Annotated in this window: 23 protein-coding genes and 1 pseudogene; 15 read left to right on the top strand and 9 right to left on the bottom strand. The window is 52.3% G+C overall.

Annotated features, from left to right (window positions below; all coding sequences use genetic code 11):
* Positions 1 to 47 precede the first annotated feature (47 nt).
* The 3 genes from ACXAFR_RS17150 to apbC all read right to left on the bottom strand — a co-directional run bounded on the left by ACXAFR_RS17150 (position 48) and on the right by apbC (position 3,037).
* Positions 48 to 998 carry a 2-hydroxyacid dehydrogenase gene (locus tag ACXAFR_RS17150; RefSeq protein WP_475178953.1) on the bottom strand — a complete coding sequence of 317 codons (951 nt, stop codon included), beginning with the start codon at positions 996 to 998 and terminating at the stop codon, positions 48 to 50.
* A gap of 175 nt (positions 999 to 1,173) precedes the next feature.
* The gene (gene dcd, locus ACXAFR_RS17145) at positions 1,174 to 1,743 is read right to left on the bottom strand and encodes a dCTP deaminase (RefSeq protein WP_475178952.1); all 570 of its coding nucleotides are present in this window, start codon (positions 1,741 to 1,743) and stop codon (positions 1,174 to 1,176) included.
* 205 nt (positions 1,744 to 1,948) lie between these two features.
* Entirely contained in the window at positions 1,949 to 3,037 is a 1,089-nt protein-coding gene (gene apbC / locus ACXAFR_RS17140) for an iron-sulfur cluster carrier protein ApbC (RefSeq protein ID WP_475178950.1), read from the bottom strand.
* 228 nt (positions 3,038 to 3,265) lie between these two features.
* On the opposite strand from apbC, the pseudogene ACXAFR_RS17135 reads away from it, so the two are divergent.
* From ACXAFR_RS17135 to ACXAFR_RS17120, 4 genes and pseudogenes are all read left to right on the top strand, one after another.
* Positions 3,266 to 4,189, top strand: a pseudogene (locus tag ACXAFR_RS17135) (ATP-grasp domain-containing protein); the annotation flags it as partial.
* A gap of 9 nt (positions 4,190 to 4,198) precedes the next feature.
* Positions 4,199 to 4,486, top strand: a complete 288-nt coding sequence (locus ACXAFR_RS17130) for a cation:proton antiporter regulatory subunit (RefSeq protein ID WP_475179050.1) — start codon at positions 4,199 to 4,201, stop codon at positions 4,484 to 4,486.
* 116 nt (positions 4,487 to 4,602) lie between these two features.
* The gene (locus ACXAFR_RS17125) at positions 4,603 to 5,046 is read left to right on the top strand and encodes an ATP-dependent zinc protease family protein (RefSeq protein WP_475178949.1); all 444 of its coding nucleotides are present in this window, start codon (positions 4,603 to 4,605) and stop codon (positions 5,044 to 5,046) included.
* Positions 5,046 to 6,137, top strand: coding sequence for a succinylglutamate desuccinylase/aspartoacylase family protein (locus tag ACXAFR_RS17120; RefSeq protein ID WP_475178947.1), 1,092 nt, complete (start codon positions 5,046 to 5,048; stop codon positions 6,135 to 6,137). Before ACXAFR_RS17125 ends, ACXAFR_RS17120 begins: the two co-directional genes overlap by 1 nt.
* Before the next feature lie 60 nt (positions 6,138 to 6,197).
* Here ACXAFR_RS17120 and ACXAFR_RS17115 read toward each other — a convergent pair whose 3' ends face one another.
* On the bottom strand, positions 6,198 to 6,680 hold the full coding sequence (locus ACXAFR_RS17115; RefSeq protein WP_475178945.1) for a hypothetical protein: 483 nt from the start codon (positions 6,678 to 6,680) through the stop codon (positions 6,198 to 6,200).
* 310 nt (positions 6,681 to 6,990) lie between these two features.
* Between ACXAFR_RS17115 and metG the strand changes: the two genes are divergently transcribed.
* From metG to ACXAFR_RS17075, 8 genes are all read left to right on the top strand, one after another.
* A complete protein-coding gene (gene metG, locus ACXAFR_RS17110) occupies positions 6,991 to 9,039 on the top strand; it encodes a methionine--tRNA ligase (protein WP_475178944.1) in 2,049 nt (682 codons plus the stop codon).
* 111 nt (positions 9,040 to 9,150) lie between these two features.
* Positions 9,151 to 9,726 carry an electron transport complex subunit RsxA gene (gene rsxA / locus ACXAFR_RS17105; RefSeq protein ID WP_475178942.1) on the top strand — a complete coding sequence of 192 codons (576 nt, stop codon included), beginning with the start codon at positions 9,151 to 9,153 and terminating at the stop codon, positions 9,724 to 9,726.
* 2 nt (positions 9,727 to 9,728) lie between these two features.
* A complete protein-coding gene (gene rsxB / locus ACXAFR_RS17100; RefSeq protein ID WP_475178940.1) occupies positions 9,729 to 10,361 on the top strand; it encodes an electron transport complex subunit RsxB in 633 nt (210 codons plus the stop codon).
* Entirely contained in the window at positions 10,358 to 12,760 is a 2,403-nt protein-coding gene (gene rsxC, locus ACXAFR_RS17095) for an electron transport complex subunit RsxC (RefSeq protein ID WP_475178939.1), read from the top strand. Before rsxB ends, rsxC begins: the two co-directional genes overlap by 4 nt.
* Positions 12,760 to 13,818: an electron transport complex subunit RsxD gene (gene rsxD / locus ACXAFR_RS17090; protein ID WP_475178938.1), complete on the top strand. Its 1,059-nt coding sequence runs from the start codon at positions 12,760 to 12,762 to the stop codon at positions 13,816 to 13,818. Before rsxC ends, rsxD begins: the two co-directional genes overlap by 1 nt.
* Positions 13,819 to 13,820: 2 nt before the next feature.
* The gene (gene rsxG / locus ACXAFR_RS17085; RefSeq protein ID WP_475179049.1) at positions 13,821 to 14,486 is read left to right on the top strand and encodes an electron transport complex subunit RsxG; all 666 of its coding nucleotides are present in this window, start codon (positions 13,821 to 13,823) and stop codon (positions 14,484 to 14,486) included.
* Positions 14,483 to 15,196, top strand: a complete 714-nt coding sequence (locus ACXAFR_RS17080) for an electron transport complex subunit E (protein WP_475178936.1) — start codon at positions 14,483 to 14,485, stop codon at positions 15,194 to 15,196. The genes rsxG and ACXAFR_RS17080 overlap by 4 nt, the downstream gene beginning before the upstream one ends.
* 68 nt (positions 15,197 to 15,264) lie before the next feature.
* Positions 15,265 to 15,780 carry a SixA phosphatase family protein gene (locus ACXAFR_RS17075; protein WP_475178935.1) on the top strand — a complete coding sequence of 172 codons (516 nt, stop codon included), beginning with the start codon at positions 15,265 to 15,267 and terminating at the stop codon, positions 15,778 to 15,780.
* Here the strand turns inward: ACXAFR_RS17075 and ACXAFR_RS17070 are convergent.
* A complete protein-coding gene (locus tag ACXAFR_RS17070; RefSeq protein ID WP_475178934.1) occupies positions 15,770 to 16,660 on the bottom strand; it encodes a helix-turn-helix domain-containing protein in 891 nt (296 codons plus the stop codon). The genes ACXAFR_RS17075 and ACXAFR_RS17070 overlap by 11 nt on opposite strands.
* Before the next feature lie 221 nt (positions 16,661 to 16,881).
* Here ACXAFR_RS17070 and ACXAFR_RS17065 point away from each other — a divergent pair, with 221 nt between their 5' ends.
* The 3 genes from ACXAFR_RS17065 to ACXAFR_RS17055 are packed head-to-tail and all read left to right on the top strand — an operon-like array spanning position 16,882 to position 20,244.
* A complete protein-coding gene (locus ACXAFR_RS17065) occupies positions 16,882 to 18,885 on the top strand; it encodes a TonB-dependent receptor (RefSeq protein WP_475178932.1) in 2,004 nt (667 codons plus the stop codon).
* 5 nt (positions 18,886 to 18,890) lie between these two features.
* Positions 18,891 to 20,063 carry a PepSY-associated TM helix domain-containing protein gene (locus tag ACXAFR_RS17060; protein ID WP_475178931.1) on the top strand — a complete coding sequence of 391 codons (1,173 nt, stop codon included), beginning with the start codon at positions 18,891 to 18,893 and terminating at the stop codon, positions 20,061 to 20,063.
* A complete protein-coding gene (locus ACXAFR_RS17055) occupies positions 20,056 to 20,244 on the top strand; it encodes a hypothetical protein (RefSeq protein ID WP_475178930.1) in 189 nt (62 codons plus the stop codon). The genes ACXAFR_RS17060 and ACXAFR_RS17055 overlap by 8 nt, the downstream gene beginning before the upstream one ends.
* Here the strand turns inward: ACXAFR_RS17055 and ACXAFR_RS17050 are convergent.
* From ACXAFR_RS17050 to ACXAFR_RS17035, 4 genes are all read right to left on the bottom strand, one after another.
* Positions 20,222 to 20,737 carry a WbuC family cupin fold metalloprotein gene (locus tag ACXAFR_RS17050; RefSeq protein ID WP_475178929.1) on the bottom strand — a complete coding sequence of 172 codons (516 nt, stop codon included), beginning with the start codon at positions 20,735 to 20,737 and terminating at the stop codon, positions 20,222 to 20,224. The two genes, ACXAFR_RS17055 and ACXAFR_RS17050, sit on opposite strands and share 23 nt — an antisense overlap.
* Before the next feature lie 10 nt (positions 20,738 to 20,747).
* On the bottom strand, positions 20,748 to 21,764 hold the full coding sequence (locus tag ACXAFR_RS17045; RefSeq protein ID WP_475178927.1) for a phosphotransferase: 1,017 nt from the start codon (positions 21,762 to 21,764) through the stop codon (positions 20,748 to 20,750).
* 2 nt (positions 21,765 to 21,766) lie between these two features.
* A complete protein-coding gene (locus ACXAFR_RS17040; protein WP_475178926.1) occupies positions 21,767 to 22,039 on the bottom strand; it encodes an Rdx family protein in 273 nt (90 codons plus the stop codon).
* A gap of 83 nt (positions 22,040 to 22,122) precedes the next feature.
* A complete protein-coding gene (locus ACXAFR_RS17035) occupies positions 22,123 to 22,932 on the bottom strand; it encodes a DUF1206 domain-containing protein (RefSeq protein WP_475178925.1) in 810 nt (269 codons plus the stop codon).
* Positions 22,933 to 23,016 lie beyond the last annotated feature (84 nt).

Raw genomic sequence — 23,016 nt, 5'->3', positions numbered from 1 at the left:
CGAGAACGTAAAGCGATCGGCAAAAATGACTTGAACTGCGTTCTAAATTAATCAACTGGCGTCAGCAAAGGTTCTTCGTTCAGATACGCGTTGATATTCGCCAGCACCAGATCGGCCATCGCCGCCCGGCACTCCACTGTTGCACTGCCGATATGTGGCGCTAACAAAACGCGATCGCTGTTTACCAACCCCTCAGGAATTAACGGTTCCTGCTCGAAAACATCCAGAGCCGCGCCGGCGATGGCGCCACTTTGCAAAGCATCAACCAGCGCGCTTTCATCCACTAAAGCGCCGCGGGCAATATTCACTAAAACACCTTCAGAACCGAGTGCAGCAAGAATGTTGCGATCAACGATGTGTCTGGTTTCCGGGGTAGCCGCCGCGCAGAGAATTAACACATCCACATTACGAGCTAATGTCTCCAGATTATCGACGTAGCTATAGTCACAAGTTTTGGGTTGACGCGATGTATAACTGACTTTCCCAAAAGCCGACAGACGTTGGGCAATGGCCATTCCGATCCGGCCCAAGCCAACAATACCGAAATGTCGACCGGAGACTTGTCTGGCCAGCGGGAAATTCGCTTTTTGCCAATCGCCCCGACGGGCAAACGCATCAGCGTGGTGAAGGTTGCGGAACAAACCCAGTACCAATCCCACCGCCAGGTCGGCAACATCGTTGGTTAATACCCCGGGGGTATTGGTCACCGCAACACCACGCTTTTGCATGTATGGGATATCCACTTTGTCAAAACCGACGCCGTTGATGGCAATCAACTTCAGGGCCGGCAATTGATCGACAAGTTGATTGGGACAGCCGAGATTGCCGCTCGTCATTACGATTGTCACCGCAGAGGCTTGCTCTTGCAGCCAGGCGCCCTGCTCTGCGTCGGAAAGGTCGTACCAATGCACGAGCTCACAACGTGTCTGCAATGATGAGAGCAACGCCTCTGGCGTGGGGCAGATTAACAAGGCGACGGGTAAACGAACTTGTGTCATAAAACATCCTTAGACATTCGAGAGAGGCGCATTCCGAGCAAAGAACAGATGCCCTGAAGCTTATACCATTCAATAAAGGAATTGGATGTCAGGAATTCGCGGAGAAACGCGAAAGCGGAAAGCCGTTACCGAGCGGCAACGGCTTTCGCGAAGAATAGATCGGTGATTGAGAGGCTTACGCGTGTGGCAAGGTCACCCCGCGCTGCCCTTGATATTTGCCACCGCGATCTTTGTAGGAGGTTTCGCAGACTTCATCTGATTCGTAGAACAACATCTGCGCCACGCCTTCATTGGCGTAGATTTTCGCTGGCAGCGGCGTGGTATTGGAAAATTCCAAGGTCACATGCCCTTCCCACTCAGGCTCTAATGGCGTCACGTTTACAATAATGCCACAGCGCGCGTAGGTGGATTTTCCAAGGCAGATGGTCAACACACTGCGGGGAATGCGGAAATACTCCACGGTGCGTGCGAGAGCAAACGAATTGGGCGGAATAATGCACACATCTTCCTGAACATCGACAAAGCTGTTTTCATCGAAGTGCTTAGGATCAACCACCACGGAATGTACGTTGGTGAAGATCTTAAATTCATTGGCGCAACGTACGTCGTAACCGTAGCTGGACGTTCCGTAGGAGACCAAGCGCTGACCGTCAGCATCGTGACGAATCTGGCCCGCTTCGAACGGTTCGATCATTCCTTCCTGTTCCGCCATGCGACGGATCCACTTGTCGGACTTGATAGACATGACTGGCGTATTCTCCCAAAGCAAAAAATGTACTGGATCTTCCCCGCAGTTACCCAGAGAAGCGGTTTACACTCATCGCTCATTGCCTGGAGATCCAAAAGCGCGAATTCTACTGAGTTTCCCGGCCGAGAGCCATCCCGTCACGAGCGCTAGGCTAACCAGCGATCAATAGGCTGGAGCCAGCACCATTCGCCGCACAGACTGCTTAATCGTCACTGATCTCGATGGTCGGCAGCGACTCCGCCTGATTGCTAATACACAGAATGGCGGCTACTCGACGGGCAATGCGGCGATAGCTGAGCGCGGCATCAGAGTTTTTATCCGCCGCAACGGTCGGCAAACCACTGTCGGCCTGCTCGCGGATCGCCAAGCTCAGAGGTAGCGCACCAAGCAGTTGGGTTCCGAACTGGGCGGCAAGCTTTTCACCACCTCCGTGACCAAAAATCGCCTCCTCGTGCCCACACTGGCTGCAAATGTGCGTCGACATATTCTCCACAATTCCAACAACAGGCACACTGACCTTGTCGAACAACTCGATGCCTTTGCGAGCATCCAGAAGTGCGATGTCCTGGGGTGTGGTGACAACAACCGCTCCGGTAACAGGAACATTTTGCGCCAGCGTTAGTTGAATATCACCGGTGCCCGGCGGCATATCGATCACCAAATAATCGAGATTACCCCAGCGGGTCTGACGCAACAGTTGCTGCAACGCGCCAGTCGCCATGGGGCCACGCCAAGCCATGGCGGCGTTTTCATCGACCAAATAGCCGATCGAGTTGGATGAAAGCCCCAGAGCGGGAACTGGATCCATGATTTTGCCGGAATGAACCTCCGGTCTCTGCCCCGCTGCACCCAACATCGTGGGAATACTGGGGCCGTAAATGTCGGCATCGAGAATGCCTACTTTTGCGCCTTCAGCGGCCAGAGCTAAGGCTAAATTCACTGACGTGGTCGATTTTCCAACCCCCCCTTTGCCGGATGCCACGGCCAATATATTTTTGACCCCAGGAATACCGGTTTCCGTCGCTGCAGCAGGAGCCGCGAGCACCTCGGTATCGATATCGAGCTCAGCCAAAGACACACCATGTTTCTGGCACCAGGCTGAAATCTCACTTTGCAGCTGTGGGCGACAGCCCTCTGCCGGGATCATCATCCGCAGCTCAAGGTTTAACCCTGCCCCTGTCACATGGAGATTTGCCACCTCGGCAATCTCGCCCAGTTGGAAATCTGTATCCGGAAGCGCCAAGGCGGCAATTTCTTCCATCCAAGACGCAATCTGTTCGGATTCTGTCATCCTTTTCTACCTCTCTATATGCCTCACACCATCCCGGTAACTCACCTTCTCACATAGCACCTAAGGTACAACTGGCACACGGGCAGAAATTGAATTACTGTTGCCGGACTTATCTTGGGAAGGTTATCGCAAAAACTGAATCGCAGCCCGATCTTCCTGCGTATACCACATCATAATCGCCAATAACTCACGTGTTAATTCGTTAAACCAGCCGGAACTGGCCTATCTATGAAACTTGGAATTTTGTCTTGCGCGCCTGATGCCTACAGTACGCGACGCCTTAAGGAATCGGCGCAACAACGCGACCATGAGGTACATATCCTCAACACCTTAAAATTCGCCATCGATCTGGATCGCGGTTCGCCGGACCTATTTTACCGTCAGAAACCCCTGGATAATTTTGATGCTGTACTGCCACGTATCGGCGCATCCATTACCTATTACGGTACGGCGGTCGTTCGACAATTTCAGCAGATGGATGTTTTTTGCGCGAATACCGCCCACGGTATTTTGAATTCCCGGGATAAACTGCGCAGCCTGCAAATTCTCAGTCGACATCATATTGGCATTCCCAAAACCACCTTTGTTCGCGACAAGAAAGACGTACTGCCAGCCATCGAGCGTGTTGGTGGCGCCCCGGTCATCATTAAGTTAATTGAGGGGACCCAGGGGATAGGTGTACTGCTGGCGGAATCGGTAAAAGCGGCAGAGGCCATTATCGAATTGTTACAAAGCCAGAAGCAAAATGTGCTGGTGCAAAAATTCGTCGCCGAAAGCAAAGGCAAAGACATTCGCGCGTTTGTTGTCGGTGACCAAGTGGTTGCAGCTATGCGCCGTGTTGCACAAGGACAGGAGTTTCGCAGCAATGTGCATCGAGGTGGAATTGCTGAGCCGGTAGACCTGCCAGAAGAATACGCTGAGACAGCGGTTCGCTGTGCCCAGATCATGGGGCTGCGCGTTGCGGGCGTCGACATGCTGGAAGGCAAGAACGGCCCACAGGTAATGGAAGTCAACTCCTCCCCCGGATTAGAAGGTATCGAAAAGGCTACCGGCCTCGACGTTGCCGGCGCGGTCATTGATTACATAGCCGCTCAAGTGGACTTTCCAGAGATCGATGTGCGACAGCGACTCACGGTTAGCCGCGGTTATGGCGTCAGCGAAATTTATGTTCCCGAAGGCTCCAAATTTGTTGGGCAGACCATCGCTGAGACCCGCCTTAGCGAGAGTGACATCAACGTTTTAACGCTCTATCGCGGAAACAAAGTTATTCCCAACCCACGTGCTGATCGCGTTCTTGAGGCCGATGACAAACTGCTCTGCTTCGGGAAATTGGAATCCATGCGCGGTATGGTACCGGCGCGTGCCAGACGCAAACGCATGCCCGCCGTGCAGGAGCTGGAAACAGACAATAACCTCAACCCCAATAATGCTCCGGACCGCGAACCCTGAGTATTTGAACGATCTTTATTCGCGGCCAGGCCTCTGCCTTGCAAGGGGTTTCCTATTATTCATGGGCAAACCCTTTTTATGAAGACAGGTCCTGCAGGACAAACGAGAACACTGTCATGTCTGAAAAACTCACCATCGGCTGGCGGGAGTGGGCATCACTCCCGGCGCTCGGCATTGAGCGCATCAAAATGAAAGTCGATACCGGCGCCAGAACCAGTGCACTACACGCCTTCTTTGTTGAACCCTTTGATAAAGATGGCGAATTATGGGTACGCTTCTCTGTCCACCCTGAACAGGAAAACAATGATCTTCAAGCCAACTGTGAAGCTCGCGTGAAAGATCGGAGAACCGTAAGGGATTCCGGCGGCCATGAAGAAATGCGCTATGTGATCGAGACCCAGATTAAAATTGGTGAAGCCGAGTTTCCTGCCGAAGTCACGCTTACTGACCGGGATACAATGAAATTCCGAGCATTGCTCGGCCGTACCGCCATGCACGGCCGCTTTCTGGTCGACCCGCAGAAATCCTATAGCCTCTCACAGGAGCCCATCTCGACCTAATGCCTCGCGCTAAAAGTAACGACTCTCCCCCTGATCTACTCAACATCGGCGGTGTGGACATCGCCCCTGGCGAACGGCGCCTGGTCGATATTCCTGTCGCGCCACTCTACACCCACGATAACATTTCCATCCCGGTACAGGTGATACGGGGAAGCCGGCCGGGGCCGGTGCTTTTCGTCAGCGCGGCGCTTCACGGAGACGAAATCAACGGCGTAGAGGTGATACGCCGACTGCTTCAGCACCGAAGTCTGGAAAAGCTCAAAGGCACCCTGCTCGCCATTCCTATCGTCAATGTCTACGGCTTTGTACATCACGACCGCTACTTGCCTGATGGTCGAGACCTCAATCGATCCTTTCCTGGCTCCAGCAAGGGGTCTTTGACAGGACGCACCGCCTACACTTTCTTTCGCGAGATTGTACGCAAGTCCACCCATGGGATTGACCTACATACCGGCGCCAGACATCGCAGTAATTTTCCCCAGATTCGCGCCGACCTCTCCGACGAGCGCAACCAAGCCATGACAGAAGCTTTCGGTGTGCCACTGGCCATTGATGCGCAACTGCGCGACGGATCCCTGCGCGATGCGGCCGGGCAAGCAGGAATCCCGGTTATCCTGTATGAAGCCGGAGAGGCTCTGCGGTTTGATGAAATGCACATTCGGGCAGGCCTCAAGGGCATCATCAACGTCATGCGCAGCATTGGCATGCTACGTAAAAGCCAAAGCCGCAAAGTTCATCGCACGCCGATTATCAGCTACCAAACACACTGGTTAAGAGCACCCGAGAGCGGCATTCTGCGCACGCTGGTTCCGCTTGGCGCCAAAGTCAGCAAAGGACAGGTGTTGGCGTTAATCGCAGACCCACTGGGAACCCAGGAAGCGACCATGCAAGCGACCCAGGATGGCGTAGTCATTGGCAGAACCAACTTGCCACTGGTCTACGAAGGGGATGCCATCTTCCACGTTGCCCAATACGATCGGCCAGTCACAGCGGTGGAGCAGCATGTGGAAGAATTTCAGGAAGAGCTACAGCCAGATCCGGAATATGAATTTAATCCGAACGATGACTTAAGTAATGCACCCATTGCCTAAAAAATCTGAACAATGATCGGCAGGGCCTCGTCGACACTCATCGCAAGGCCCGCGTCGGCTCTACAGCACCTTGAACAATTCTTTTTTTAGTTTTGGAAACTGATCGAAATTTTCCATAATTTCAGCCCATTCCGGGTAGAGAGCCTTCAAGGCAAATCGGGTATGGGTTTCTGCAATTTGCGACCTCAGGAGAGCATGGCCCTCCTCGCCGTAGAAATGGCCAATCGTATGAACCATAAAGTGACGGGCTTTTAATACATCCTTGGGAGACCGTTTTGTCGGTAATCGATTCAAATCTGCCGAAAAACGGCCCACTGCAGCCATAATCGGCGCGGTTGTAGCGCCCGCTGGCGCAATATAATTTTCCTTTTTCAGCCAATCCAGAGCTTTCATTGCCTCTTCGTTGCCCAATGCAGCGAGAATTTCATCGGTGCTCATTTGACCATTGCATAGGATCAGAGCCCGCCGGGTTCTGGCGTCGACCGCACCAGAGCGAGAGCGGACCTCCTCGATGCCTTTGCGAGTTTTTGCGTATAAGGTCATATTTGCGCCTACCTTACTGAATCGTATCAGGAGTAAACCTTTCCATATCCACACTAGCCGGAGTCTATCCAAAGACACGGGAAAACCGTGTCACACCACAATCAACACGGTCACAATGTTAACTTTAGATGACTTTCTCAAACACGGCCGCCGTTTTAGCACAGGGTAATCCCCATGAATTTATCCAAATTCAAATAGCGGTCTAAAAAATGCTCATTCGATCCAAAAATGCTATAGTTGCGCGCTTTTTTAACGGGCCTTAAGGCCTGCCGTGTTTTTCACTGTCACAACGCCGGGAGACGTTCCTCCAATGACAGACCGCCGTAGAATTCTGGTCACTAGCGCCCTGCCATACGCCAATGGCTCAATCCACCTCGGACACTTGGTGGAATACATCCAGACCGACATATGGGTGCGCTTCCAGAAAATGCGCGGCCACGAATGCACTTACGTCTGTGCCGATGACGCGCATGGCACTGCGATCATGCTTAAAGCGGAACAACTGGGGCTGTCCCCTGAAGAGCAGATTGCCCGCGTAAAAGAAGAACACGAGCGTGATTTCGCCGATTTCAACATCGGTTTTGACAACTTCCACTCGACCCATTCGCCAGAAAATCAAGCGCTTTGCGAGCTGATCTACAAGCGCCTGGAGGCCAATGGGCACATCGCACGTCGCGCCATCACTCAGGCCTATGATCCTGAAAAATCCCTATTTTTGGCCGACCGTTACATCAAAGGCTCATGCCCAAAATGTAAAACGCCAGATCAATACGGCGACAACTGCGAGGCTTGCGGCGCCACTTATGCACCTATGGAGTTGATCGACCCCAAATCGGTACTCTCTGGTGCGACGCCGGTTCCCAAAGAAAGCGATCACCTGTTTTTTACTTTGCCAGCCTTCGGGGACTTTCTTAAAGAGTGGACCCGTGCCGGTCACCTCCAGGATGAAGTAGCCAACAAACTCGCCGAATGGCTAGACAGCGGACTGCAAGAGTGGGATATCTCCCGCGATGCGCCCTATTTCGGTTTTGAAATCCCCAGTGAAACCGAGAAGTACTTCTACGTATGGCTGGATGCCCCCATCGGGTATATGGCCAGCTTTAAAAACTGGTTGGTTTCGCAAAATCCAGACACAGCCGATGGCATCTTCAACGATTACTGGAATGCAGAATCCACCACCGAGCTGTACCATTTTATCGGTAAGGACATCGTCAATTTCCACGCGCTCTTCTGGCCATCCATGTTGACCTCAGCGGATTTCCGCACGCCATCCAAAGTCTGTGTTCACGGCTTTTTGACGGTCAATGGCAAAAAGATGTCGAAGTCCCGCGGCACGTTTATTAATGCGAGAACCTATCTCGACCACTTGAACCCAGACTACCTGCGCTATTACTTTGCGGCCAAACTGGGCAGCGGCGTGGAAGATCTGGATCTCAATCTGGAAGACTTTGTACAGCGGGTAAACAGCGACCTGGTCGGCAAAGTGGTTAATATCGCCAGCCGTACGGCCAAGTTCGTCCAGAAAAATGGTGGTGTCCTCAACGCCGAGCCTTGCGATCCAGAACTGTGGTCCAAATTTGAAGCAGCAGACAGCGTCATCGCCAACTATTTCGAAAACCGTGAATACAGCAAGGCAATGCGTGAAATCATGGGTTTGGCTGATGCGGCTAATGAGTACATCGCCGCGCAGGCTCCCTGGTCTCTCGCCAAACAAGAGGGCAGCGAAGCCCAGGTTCTCGCGATCTGCAGTTTGGGCATCAACATGTTTCGGGCTCTCGTGCGCTTCCTGAAGCCAGTGGTACCAACGTTGAGCGCCGATGCCGAAGCCTTTCTGGATGAAGTGCTCGATTGGCAGCACCCCCTCACCTATCGCGGGTCCGTTGCCATTCAAGCGTTCAAACCTCTTCTGAAGCGCGTCGAAGCACCTCAAATCGAAGCCATGCAAGCCGCCGCAAAAGCCGAATTGGCTGAACTGCAAACCGCCGCCTCCCCCAGCGAGGCCACCAGCGAACTGCAAAAAGAACCCATCGCCGCCGAAATCAGCTTCGATGACTTTGCCAAGGTCGATCTGCGCGTCGCACTGATCGCCAAAGCAGAGGCCGTAGAAGGCGCCAAGAAGTTGTTGAAACTGACGTTGGATCTGGGCGGTGAAACCCGGCAGGTATTCTCCGGCATCAAAAGTGCTTACACCCCAGAAGCGCTGGAAGGTCGGTTGACCGTACTGGTGGCCAATCTTGCGCCGCGCAAAATGAAATTTGGCATGTCCGAAGGCATGGTCCTGGCCGCAGGCCCTGGCGGAGAAGAGATCTACCTCTTGCAGCCCGACAGTGGCGCTAAACCCGGCCAACGCATTATGTAATCTAGCGACCGGCCGCTTATTGAAGCCGCCGGTCAGCCTCAACGGCAAAACAGATTAGGGCTGACACGGCCCATTGATTAGAATGTTCACTTTTTATACTGGAGTCAGGCGATGACTGAATTCGTGGTGATATTGATCAGCACAATTCTGGTCAACAATTTTGTGTTGGTACAGTTTCTGGGACTCTGCCCATTTATGGGTGTTTCCAACAAACTGGAAACCGCCATTGGTATGGGCGGTGCAACCACCTTTGTCCTGACCCTTGCCAGCATCTGCAGCTATCTCGTACATGAATACGTGCTGTCTCCACTTGGGCTTGAATACCTAAAAACCATTGCATTTATTCTTGTCATTGCCGTGGTTGTACAGTTTGCCAAGATGTTTATTGAAAAAACCAGCCCACTGCTCTATCGCGTCCTCGGTGTATTTCTGCCGCTAATCACCACCAACTGTGCGGTACTGGGGGTCGCCCTGCAAAACACAGCCAAAATGCACACGTTTGCTGAATCGGCACTTTACGGATTTGGCGCAGCATTAGGCTTCTCCTTCGTGCTGGTACTCTTTTCTGCCATGCGCGAGCGACTCGCCGCAGCCGATATCCCTGTCCCATTTCAAGGTGCCGCCATAGGCATGATTACCGCGGGCTTGATGTCACTGGCGTTTATGGGATTTAGCGGGTTGGTGTAATCATGTTGGAATTTCTTTCGAACCACCCGGTGGCGGCAGCCATTATCGCCCTGGTCTTACTCGCTCTCGTATTCGGCGCTATTTTAGGCTACGCGGCCATAGCATTTCGCGTTGAAGGCGATCCCATTGTTGAACAAATCGACAGCCTGCTTCCACAAACGCAATGTGGCCAGTGCGGCTATCCCGGCTGCCGCCCCTATGCGGAAGCCATTGCCGAAGGTGATTCAATCAACAAATGCCCACCGGGCGGCCAGAGCACCATTAACACGCTGGCAGATCTACTGGGGGTTGAAGCGCCAACCCTCGACGAAGAACATGGCGAAGAATCCGACGTGAAAAAAGTCGCATTTATTCGCGAGGATGAATGCATCGGCTGCACCAAATGCATTCAGGCCTGTCCGGTCGACGCCATACTTGGCGCCGCCAAGCAAATGCACACCGTAATAACCAGTGAGTGCACCGGCTGCGACCTCTGTGTTGAGCCTTGTCCCGTCGATTGTATTGATATGGTCCCTGTTACGAAGGAACTCAGTGATTGGAAGTGGGAGAAGCCGGCCCCCTATCATGTGCGTCCCACAGACATTATTGCAACGGATCAGGCGCGGACAGATGGATCCCGGGGGGCTGCCGCATGACGAAAATCTGGCCTCTGACTGGCGGTATACACCCTCCAGAACGGAAAGAACAATCCCTACAACGCCCGCTTGGAAACCTCGAGCTGCCGGAAATCATGGTTTACTCTTTGAGCCAGCATCTCGGCGCACCAGCACAGCCCATTGTCAACATTGGCCAACGGGTTCTGCGCGGCGAGAAAATTGCTGAAGCACAGGGAGCCATCAGCGCGCCAGTCCACGCGAGCACCTCCGGTACGGTTGTTGCCATTGAAGAGCGACCACTACCGCATCCTTCCGGGCTCGCCGGACCAGCCATCGTTGTAGAGCCAGATGGGCTCGACGAGGAACAGATTACGGAAGGCTGTGCGGATTTTCGCAGCCTCGACCACGATACCCTACTGGCCAAGATTCGCGACGCAGGCATCACCGGTATGGGAGGCGCCTCCTTCCCGACCGCCGTTAAACTCAACCCCCGCTCCAACTGCACAATCGATACCCTAATCATCAACGGCACGGAATGTGAACCTTACATCACCGCAGACGACGTGCTGATGCAAAACAGGGCGAAAGATCTTGTGCAAGGCACATTGATTCTGGATTATCTACTGGGCCAACCCAAGCGCGTCATCATCGGAATTGAAGACAACAAACCACTTGCCATTCGTGCCGTTGAGCAAGCCGTGCTGCAAACCAAAGATGCCGCAACAGATCGCATCGAGGTGGTCAGCTTTCCCACCAAGTATCCATCTGGCGGAGAAAAACAGCTGATTCAGATTCTTACGGGTCGCGAAGTGCCTTCAGGCCAGCTACCGGCGAATATCGGCATCGTAATGCAAAACGTTGGTACCACCGTCGCCGTTTACGATGCCATTTGCCAAGGTAAACCCCTGACCGAGCGTATCACCACCGTGGTCGGTGAAGCACTGGAAAGCCAGCGCAATGTACGAGTACGCCTTGGCACGCCCATTCGCCACCTCCTAAACCGCCATGGCTTCAATGAGAAAGCGGGTCATCGCGTGATCATGGGAGGCCCAATGATGGGCTTTGCCATTACCGACCTAGATGCCCCTGTGGTCAAATCGACCAACTGCCTTTTGGCTCCAAGCGTCAGCGAACTGCCGGATCCTGCTCCAGCTCAAGCGTGTATTCGCTGCGGCATGTGCGCAGAAGCTTGTCCTGCCAGCTTACTGCCACAGCAACTCTTCTGGTATGCCCAGGCGGAAGACTATGATCGGTTGGAAGCACATAACATCGGCGATTGTATCGAGTGCGGCGCTTGCGCCTATGTCTGCCCCAGTAATATTCCCCTGGTACAGTATTACCGCTCCGCCAAAGGCGCCATCCGCCAACAGCAACTCGATAAACTGAAATCTGATCGCGCCCGCATTCGTTTTGAAAAGCGCAAAGCGCGCATGGCGCACGCTGAGGCCGAGAAAGAAGCCAAGCGTTTGGCTCGTAAAAAGGCTGCGGAACAGGCTCGTGCCGGCACCGGCGTAGCTACTGCCGCCAAAAAACCCGAAGCGACTGCGGCAAGGGCACGCCCCAAAGACAAAACCGGTGATCTGGTTCAAGCGGCCATGGCTCGAGCCACTCAGTCCCGCCAAGCCAGTCCGACAGAACAGCGCAGCCGTTTGGAGCGAACGCTGAGCAGCAGTGAGGAGCGGCTCAATCGGCTACAGCAGCAGATTGCAGAGCTCGGCGTGACCGATGAGGATAAACGCAATAAGCTGTTGGCACAGCAGCGTCAAGCCGAAGTTAAAATTGCTGACGTTCGCGACAAGCTAAAAGCCCTGCAAGATCAAGCTGAATCCACACCGTTAGAGGATGCTGCAACAGAGCAACCGACATCTCCTTCGACGACGTCCCCTGCGGAACCAGCGGATCCTGTTGCTGCAGCTATTGCTCGCGCCCAAGCCAAAATGAACCTCTCGCCTCAGGAAAAGCTGAAGGCCAATATAGACTCTTTGCGTCAAAGGCTGGAGAAAGCCCGCCAAAAAATGGCCGCCGCACCAGCGGAAAAAGCAGAGGCCTTACAGGTTGGCATTGATAAACTGACTGAAAAACTCGCAGCCGCTGAAGCGGAGCTGGCTGAACAGCTTCCCGAATCGACAGAGCCGGTTAATACGGATTCCACATCGACAGCAAGCGAAAAAGAAACGGCACCACAAGCCCCCATAGACCCAGCTCAGGCCGCCATAGAAAGAGCTCGCGAAAAAGCACAGGCTCAAGCATCCATGTCGGACTCAGAGCGCTTGAGTTCTCAAATCACAGCCACAGAACAACGATTGGAAAAAGCACGCCAACGACTGCAGAAAGCCGAATCGGAAGCCGATCCTAACGTCTCAGCATTCACAGCGGGCGTCACCAAGATTGAACAAAAGCTGCAAAAACTGCAGTCTGAATTAGAGGAACTTTCCTAGTGGCACTGCTGAAAATGTCTTCGCCTCACGTCAGTCGTCGGGGCAATGCGGGCAATGTCATGCAACAGGTCATGCTTGCGTGTGTACCCGGCGTTCTCATGCTGACCTGGTTTTTTGGTTACGGTACATTAATCAATATTGTGATTGGTTGCGCCGTCGCCCTCGCCAGTGAAGCCGCAATTCTAAAATTGAGAGGCCGCAATCCCGCGTTCTACCTGAAAGATTGCAGTGCTCTGGTTACCGCTGTTCTGCTCGGTATCGCATTGCCACCACTTGCCCCTTGGTGGTTAATCACCGTTGGTACTCTGGCGGCAATTATCTTGGGCAAGCAACTCTACGGCGGTATGGGTTTTAACCCTTTTAATCCCGCCATGGTTGGCTATGTCATTTTGTTGATCTCTTTCCCTGTCGAAATGACACAATGGGTCACCCCTCGCCCCCTACTTGAGAGTGCGCAATTTCCAGGGCTTCTGGAATCTTTGCATCTCGTCTTCACCGATGGCCACATTGATGCGGTTACCGGTGCGACGCCTCTGGATGTGTTTAAACAACGCCAAGGCGTTATGGCGAGTGATCTCTATGCCGCCGAACCTCTGTTTATAAATGGCCATTTGGCAGGCGCTGGATGGGAGTGGGTCAACATCGCCTTCCTCCTCGGCGGCTTACTATTGCTCGCACGCAGAGTCTTTACCTGGCACACCCCCGTCAGCATGCTGGCAAGCCTATTACTGCTGTCGATCATTTTTTACGACGGCGGCAGCTCTAACAGTGGCGGCTCGCCGATGCTGCACTTGTTCTCCGGTGCGACCATGTTTGGCGCGTTTTTTATTGCTACCGACCCAGTGTCGTCGGCAGTCAGTACCCGTGGTCGTATCATCTATGGTGCAGCCATCGGCGCACTGGTTTATGTCATTCGGGTTTGGGGCAACTACCCCGATGCCGTTGCTTTTGCCGTACTGTTGATGAATATCGCAGCGCCTTTTATTGATTACTACACGGTACCGAGAACCTACGGCCACAAAAAATCCCGCCGTGCGACAGAAAAGGGTGAGAAATGAACCTGCTCGGCTTATCTATTGGGAAAAACAGCTTATTGCTGGGCATTTTCGCGTTAATCACCGCCAGCATTCTGGCAGCAACCCAAGCTGGCACTAAGGATCGTATCGCCGCCTCGGAAAGAGCGGCTGCAGAAAGCGCTCTGCTGGAAATTATTCCCGCCGACCAGCACGACAACGACCTGCTGACAGCTACCCAACCGGTTGCTGAGCGCTATTGGCCTTTGCTGGGCTTAAAACGCGAAGATGAGATTCATATTGCGCGCATCGAGGGAAAAGCCACGGCAGTTATCGTGCCGGCTGTGGCGCCGGATGGCTACAGTGGCGAACTGCGCCTGATCGTTGGGGTGTATCGCAATGGCCAAATTGCTGGAGTCCGAGTCCTCGCCCACAACGAAACACCCGGCCTTGGCGATAAAGTCGATATCAAAAAGAGCGATTGGGTCACAGGATTCAACGGCAAGTCCTTAGGGTACCCTCCTCTGGAGGATTGGTTGGTCAAAAAAGATGGTGGCAAGTTCGATCAGTTTACGGGGGCGACCATTACCCCTCGCGCTGTTGTTAAGCAAGTGCGCAAGGTGTTGGAATTCGTACAGCAAGCGAAACCCTTTGATACCAACGACCGCAAGGCAGACACTGCCGAACAGCAAGCAGAGGTGAGCAGCCAATGAACGCGGATTATAACGAGATCATCAAGAACGGACTCTGGAACAATAATCCAGCTCTGGTTCAACTTCTGGGCCTCTGTCCTCTGCTCGCAGTGAGCGGCAGTGTGGTCAACGCGCTCGGACTTGGACTGGCAACCACATTGGTATTGGTCTGCTCGAATCTCGCGGTGTCTCTCGTTCGCAATCAGGTTAGCGAAGCTGTGCGCCTGCCCGCCTTTGTCATGATCATCGCATCATTTACCACCTGTATTGAACTGATCATGAAAGCCTACACCTTTGAGCTGTATCAGATTCTCGGTATCTTTATTCCGCTAATCGTGACCAACTGTGCCATTCTGGGTCGCGCCGATGCCTTCGCCAGTAAAAATGGCCCCCTGCCCTCGGTTATCGACGGATTGATGATGGGAGCCGGATTTGCCGCCGTCTTGTGCGCGGTCGGCGCCATCCGCGAAATTTTGGGTAACGGCACCCTGTTCGCTAATATGGATCTGTTGTTTGGCGCGGGAGCAGCTAGCTGGCAAATCACCCTGTTTGGCGACTACTCCGGCTTTTTAGTTGCCGTTCTACCGCCAGGTGCTTTTATCGTTACTGGCTTTCTGATCGCTCTGAAAAACGTTATCGATTCTGAGCAGGAAAAACGCGCAAAAGCCCGACGAGCAGAACCGGCGAGTAAAGGCAATAAGCGGGTGAGAACGACAGGAACGATCAGTTAAACACTTTCCATATCACGGTAACACTTGTCGAAGACAATGCCATCACCCAATCATTGCGAGACGATACGGTGAAGAAACTGCTTTTACTCCGTCACGCCAAATCCAGCTGGGATTTTCCGGATTTGGCCGACTATGATCGCCCGCTAAACAAACGCGGAACCAAGAACGCCCCCAAAATGGGGAAACGGCTACGCAAAGCGGGACTCTATCCGGATCAAATTATTTCCAGCCCAGCGGTTAGGGCAATCACCACCGCCAGAGCTGTCGCCAGTGCAGTACATTTCCCTGTAGAAGCCATCGTAGAAAATCCGGCCATTTACGACGCGACAATTACTGAGTTGATCCACGCTATCCGCCACGCCAGTGATCAGCACGACCTGATTCTCGTTTGCGGACATAACCCGTCGATAACACAAGCCGCGAACTTGCTGAGCGGAAGCAGCATCGACAATGTTCCCACCGCAGGACTTGTGGGCATCGCTTTCTCTGAGCCCCGTTGGCAAGACATTACCTGCGGCCGTTTGGAGTTTTTCGACTACCCCAAAAATGAGCAAAAAGTTCGCTACGACTTTGTTACTTGTTAGCCGCCAAACGCCAGACGGAAGGTGAAACCCCGACCTGGCGCCGAAAGGTAGCGGCAAACTTTGCAGGATTGGCGTAGCCAACTGCCATCGCACACTCAGTGACAGACATGTTCTTTTTTAACAGCAATCGAGCAAGCAGCATTCTCTGATTCGTCAAAAACTGAAACGGCGTCTTACCGGTTTCTCGCCGAAATGCCCGGGTGAACGTACGCTCATCCATCCCGCTCTGCCTCGCCAACTCTGAGCAGCGAATCTCTTCATCCAGATGATCACGTATATAGTCTATTGCAGAGTTTACCGATCGCTTCGCCGGTGATTGCTCCGCGCCACCGACCAATGAATCTGCAAGATGATAACTCTCTGCAAGCTCAGTAAAGCGCTGCAGCAACACCAGCAAACCCTGATCAAAAAACTTAGACGCCAGTCCATTCACTTGAGCGTCTTTCAACATGGCAATCATTACCGTTCGAATGAGGTCGTCGTCAACCAAGTGTTGGCAGCAGATCTTCAATGTTTCTATGTTAACGATGACATCCATGCGCTCCACAAATTCTTGCAGGTTACATGCGATCATCAACATGTCCATGGCAGGCGTAAACCCTTCCGCAGGAGCACTCGGTAAGGCGATGCCAGCTCTTCCCGGTGACCAATGATCATCTAAGTGAAAGTCATCATTCACTTTCACTGTGCGCCCGCCGCCTTGAGTACATAAGCCAATGACCGTGTATTCCTGAATTCGACCCCGCCCGGAAAACGCCTTTAACGACGTATGAGAAAGCACCATCGAACCCGTAGGATTAGAGATAAAAACCTGCTCTCCTCGCTGCAAAGGGCTCAACATCTTACTGAACGAGCGCCTCTGCTTTGCCCAATTCCTCATAATGACATCCTGACGCTTTTGGATTCACCACTGACTGAAATGGAGTGGTGAGATTCGTACCCCAGATTACAATCAGTGAGAATCATTTTCAATTAAGAGCTTTTCGACCAACATCTTGGCAAGGTTGCTTGGTCGTAGAGGAGCGCCTGCGCCGGATCGAATGAGGTACCAGAGAGTTGTCAGATTTCAACAGAAAATCAGCGCCTAGCGCCAAACACTGCATGTCTTTATTTGCCTTAGGGCTGGTCGGAGTCACTTACTCCCAAGCCACTTTGTCACAGTCAAATGTACAACCTGCAATAGAAGAAATGATCATCGTTGGCGAGAAAACAGAGCGTACACTGCAAAACACAGCGTCCAGCGTAATCGCCTTAAGCTCAGACCAACTGCGACAACTGGGGTTAACTTCTTCGACGGACCTGCTAGATCGAATTCCCAATTTAGTCACGGTTGAGCCAGGTAACGAAGCCCCCGCGATACGCGGCGTAGACGGCACGGGTCCCGCAGCAGGCGCCAATGCCTTTTTCGCGGGCACCCGCTCCCGCCTGAACATTCAAGTTGACGGGCGTACTCTGGGTTTCAACGAAGCGGTGTTTCAAAACGCAAGTCTCTGGGACAGTGCGCAAGTGGAAGTCTATCGCGGCCCGCAAAGCACTCTCCAAGGGCGCAACTCCATTGCCGGCAATATCGCCATCGTGACACAAGACCCGAGCTTTGATTGGGAGGGGAAAGTGCGGGGAATCGTCGGCGAGCAGGACAGTCGCACAGGCTCATTTGTTCTTTCTGGGCCGCTATTGGATGAGAAACTGGCCTTTCGACTAGCGGGTGACTATCAAGAGCATGAAACCGCCGTCAGCTTTACCCCCTACGCAGAAGAAGATGATCCTTCCAGCTACCGCACCGAAACCTATCGGGCAAAGTTGCTGTACACACCGGGAGAAGATGTAAGGTCACTGTTGACGATTGGCCGTAACGATGGCCGCTCGCCACAGTCAGAACGGGTCATCAGGCCATTTTCCGATCGTCAGGCCGAGTTCCCCAATCAACCCACGTTTCGATCACGCAACGACTACGGCATCTGGGATCTGAGCTGGCGTATCAATGACAGTGTTTTACCCTCACTCAATCTTTCAACCACGGACTTCTTTACCGAACGGCACGCGCTAACCGGCCAAGGCAACCTCACCATCGACGGCAACGAATGGGTTGTACAGCCAATGTTGCGACTTGGACAACCAAGGGCAGGTCTCTCTGGCTTTGTCAGCCTCTATCTCTTCCGATCCAACCAGGATGAAGCGATCGACTTATTCGGTGGCGGCGAATTTCGAGACGAAACAAACAACAACTCCATATTGGGTGAAATGACATGGGACCTGAGCCGAGATGTCACTCTGACGCTCGGCGCAAGATACGAAGAGGAAGAACGCTATCGCGCCGGAGGTGCCGGGCCATTGCTGATCGATTTTGAAGACACTTATCGTGAGTTTCTACCCAAGGCAACCCTGACCTGGCAGGCCAATGATAATTGGACACTCGGTGTTACCAGTGGACGCGGCTACAACGGCGGTGGCGCAGGCATTACCTTTAACGCGCCCTTCACGGACTATTCCTACGAACCGGAATATGTCATGAACTACGAAGGCTTTGTTAGAGGTCGACTGTTCGATGGCGCTCTTGCGGTTACAGCCAATCTGTTTTTCAACGACTACAAAGATATGCAATTGCCGTTCAGTCTCTCCAGCAATTCAACCGTTATTCGCAATGCGGATCGCGCGACGACCTACGGGTTAGAAGGCGGCGCGACATTCACCCTGAAAAATAACAGTGAGCTTTTTATTAACATCGGGCTCCTGGAGACCAACGTTGATAAATACGCTGATGACACAGTGGAAGGCAAGGATCTCGCAAGAGCACCCGCTTTTTCCGCAGACATCGGCATGACGCTTTTTCCGACGAGCCGTCTGGAGCTGACAGCCAACCTTCATTATTCCGATGCTTATTACTCCGATGCAACCAACACGACCAGAGGTAAAGTTGATCCTTACGCGATTGTAAACAGTCAACTGGCGTTCAATTTGGATCGCGCTCGACTCTTTATAAACGTCAAAAACCTATTCGACAGCGACGCGGAGGTATCGATATTGACTGGAGCGACCGCTGACGCTGATTCGGCCACACTGTTGCAACCCAGACAGTTGACTGCCGGTGTTGAGTATAGGTTTTAAGAACAATGGCACTATCTTCCAGATCTATTAAGGCATGGTATTGGATTCACAAGTGGTCAAGTCTGATTTGCATGGTCTTTTTACTGTTGCTGTGCATTACTGGGCTACCACTCATTTTTCATGAAGAAATAGACCGCTGGACGTTTAAACAACAGCATATCGAACAGGTTGACCCCATTCCATTTAAGCTACAGGAACTCGTTGCACAAGCAGAACAGGAATCGCCTGGCTGGAATATGGTCTTTTTATCCTGGGATGAAGGGCATCATTTGATCAATGCGGTACTGGGTCAAGATATGAACGTCGACGAAAGCAGTGCCCGCATACTGCCGTTTGACAGTCGAACCGGTGAACGATTGGATATTCGCCCCGCGAATCAAGGCGTCATGTTTTTCATTCTCGATCTTCACGCCAACTTGTTACTCGGTCTATCGGGAACATTATTTCTCGGTGTGATGGGCTTACTCTTCGCCATTTCCATCATCTCTGGCGTGGTGGTTTATGCACCTTTTATGAGACGCATTCCCTTTGGCACGGTTCGACATCGCAAAAGCAAACTACAAATGTCACGGGTAACTTGGCTGGATGTTCACAACTTGACAGGCATCGTTACCGGCTCGTGGATGTCGGTAGTGGGCTTAACGGGTGTTATATTGACCTTGGTAGCCCCCATTACAAGCTACTGGCAAAAGGACCAATTGACGAAATTTGCAGCGCCTTATCAACATGCAATGCTACCGGAGACCATGGTCACACCCGATGCCGCATTAGCCAGCGTACTGAATGTTATTCCCTCAGCAGAAACGTCGTTTATCTCCTTTCCTGGTAGCCCTTACGGAACGCCTCACCACTATACGGTCGCTCTCAAAGGCAACACACCACTGACGGAGCGACTGATCACACTGGCAATGGTCGATGCTGAAACGGGTGAACTGACCAACCTGGAAAAAAGCCCCTGGTATCTCTCACTGGTTAACCTCTCCATTCCCCTTCATTTTGGCGATTATGGGGGCTTTGCGCTGAAAATAATCTGGGCTCTACTCGATATCATCACGATTATTGTTTTGGGTTCAGGAATATACCTCTGGTTAGTGAAACTTGGGTCAGGAAAGAAGGCCGACAGAAGCGTCAGAGCGATAGATACAAGCAGACTGGCTAGGAACCAACACAATGCCTGACAGCAAACGCTATGGCTGGCAAATTTATTTTTGGCCTCTAATCGTAAATCTGCTGAGCTTGGTGGGCATCATCTCGGCGCTCGTTGGCCGCGGAGCGTGGGATATTATCTCGTGGATTACCCTCGGAGGCATTAGCGGTGCCTTGACCCTAAAGCTGTTCAGTCAGAAGAGAGTGCAATAGGACTCACGGCCGATTCGCCTTTTGCAATAGACTTCAGGCCTGAAAGGTAATTCACAGCCCCCGCATCACCTTCCCGTGGTGCCCACGAGGCAAACTCTTTGTCCGTCGCAACATCATAAGGCCCCTGCTTAACTTCAAAAAACGTTGCTGGAGACGCATCACCCACGACGCAATGCCAACAGCCTGCCGGAATTTCTAATCCCGGCAAATCGCCCCCCGCCTCTAACAAAAAGCGCTCAATAACAACGCCATGATCGTCAAAAACCAAAAAAGATAAACGGCCACTCACCATCCAGAAAAATTCAAATTTCTCCGGCTGCGTGTGTCGATGTGGACACACATAGGTATTTGGCCATAGCGAAACAAATAGACGCTGAACCAATGCTTCAGAAGATTCATGGACGTTATAGTTAATGCGCCGTCTATCGGACACCTTAGCTTTTTGCTCCAGCGCCTTTAGCGAATTTTGATCGAAGCATTTAATGGTCGACATACGTATAACCTTACCTATGCAGCTCTGAAAGCTGCTCCAACGCTTGCTGAGACATACTACGGCTAAACCCAGTGTCTTTATAATGGCCAGGCATCCAACCTAAAATAAACCGTTGAAAATCCGCCCAAGCAAAAGGATATCGCCAGCGCCAATCCTGCTCAACGGCAGTAAAATCAATCTGCTTACCGTTGTTTAACAACGCCGCTTGTAATTCTGAGAAATAATAATCTAACAAAGTCTTGTGCCAGCGCCGACACTCCTCATCACTGAAACAACTTCCCATAAAGTACGTCAAATCACTCATACCACAGCCAGCACCGACGTACTGAAAATCGACGGCAGCAACCTGCTGTCGATCCGAGGAAAAGCAGAAGTTAGCCACTTTAGCGTCGCCGTGAACCAGTGTTTTAAATTGGCTTTGGCGCAAGATCTGATCAATCTCTTCGGCATGATTCTGGAGAGGATGTGGATCCATTTGTTGCAGTTCGTCTTTGCGGGTGGCGAGATGCCAGTAGCATCCCTGCGACCACAAACCAATTGGCCACCCTTTCTCAGCGCCTTGCTCTAAAAATGTCCCGTGGAAATAAGCTAACCAGGAGACACACGATTTGGCCTCCGCTAGTGTCAAACGCGATGCTCTGGACGGATACCCCGCTTCATCAAGGTCTTCCAGCAACAAGATAAAACGACCATCCTCCTGCCAAATGCGTCGACATTCGGCGACTCTGGCGTAGGTCGACAGCTGCCCAGCCCAGGATTGATACCAGCAAGCTTCTACCCCATAAGAGTGCAGTTTGCGCTGGTGACTTGTCGAGGTATTCCACCCACGAGGGTGCCTTATTTCAGTCGGCGGGTCGACACACTTAGCGACGATTTGCATTGAAGGCTGATCAAGCCATTCCAGATGATAGCGCACCAGCTCGCCGTAGCCACTCCACAGAGATTGGACCGTTTCGCGACGCTCAATGATTTGCGGATCGAAAGTCTCTTGTATGAGACGTTCGGTAATCTCTTTGAGATCAGACACGGCTAGCGATCGCTGTGACCAAGCGATTTGTCCGGCGCAATACGGTCTCTTATCAGTTGTTTCAACTCTTTCGATTCGGGAAAACGTCCTTCATCACTGCGTGAAAAGATGAGTTCGCCATCACAACGCACGTTCAAATTTCCCCCACTGCCCGGCTGCAGCGCGACTTCGCCCAACTCCAGCTCAAAGGTGGTCAGTAATTCCTGTGCCAACCAGGCTGCACGCATGAGCCAACGACACTGAGTACAGTATTCTATTTCGATTCTTGGTTTCACAGAGCATCACCTAAGTCATCTTTCGACCGTCATTTCCAAAACTCTACGAATAGTAACAGATACTGAACGATGGAGTCGTCTCCCTACTTGGGCTTCAAGTCGGCAAGGCTAGGGGCATTTATACGCCGGTAAAGCGCCTCCAAAATGCTATAGATACCGTAAGAAAAGAGCCCTGCTGCTGTTACGGCTAGCAACCATCCGCCATAGGGCTGTTGGTGTACCCAGTGAAGAGCATCTTCCATTCCGTGAATTTCACCACTGCCAGCCAACAATGCGGATCGTATGAAAAACCAACTCAATATTCCCCAAACCACCCCTCGGGCAATCAAACCAAATTGAGCGACGGGCTTCGCCCAGCGCTCCTGGTCTCTCGGAATATTCATGTATTTGTCAAAGCTGGCCGCCCATCCCTTGTAAGCTGTTGCAATTCCCACCGCAGCCAAAACCATACCGGTGGCAGCCAGAAGTATTTGCCCAAATTCACCATTAAGCCACGACTGTGCAGCGCCACTGCCGCCACCACTTCCCATACCGATCATCAATTTTGTCGCCCATACAGCGAGCGCTGCATGAGCAACCGCGCTTGCGAAAAGTCCTACCCTGACAGCCATACCCTTTGCGCTACGGCCATGATGATCTACGTCTTTTATCGATTGCGTTGCACGCCATAGGGAATATCCCAATAGCCCGATGATCAGTACCACCAAAAGAATTCTGCCAAACGGTTGTTCCAATATGGTTAATAATGCGCCTTTACTGTTGGTCTCATCACCGCCTTTACCAAACGCAGAAAGCAACGCTAAAGCGCCAACCACTAAATAAACAGACCCTCGCGCCATATAACCCAGCTTTGCCAACTTCTTAAAATGCGCAGTCCAATCTCTTGCGTTCATGATCTCCCCCTTTTCTGCTTATATTTCACTAGCTCGCCAGTGTCAGGAAAACATCGCAATTTAAATGCCACTAGACTGATATGG

The organism is Pseudomaricurvus sp. ABR4_320 (assembly GCF_056159445.1).
This window is presented reverse-complemented; position numbering and strand designations above follow the sequence as displayed.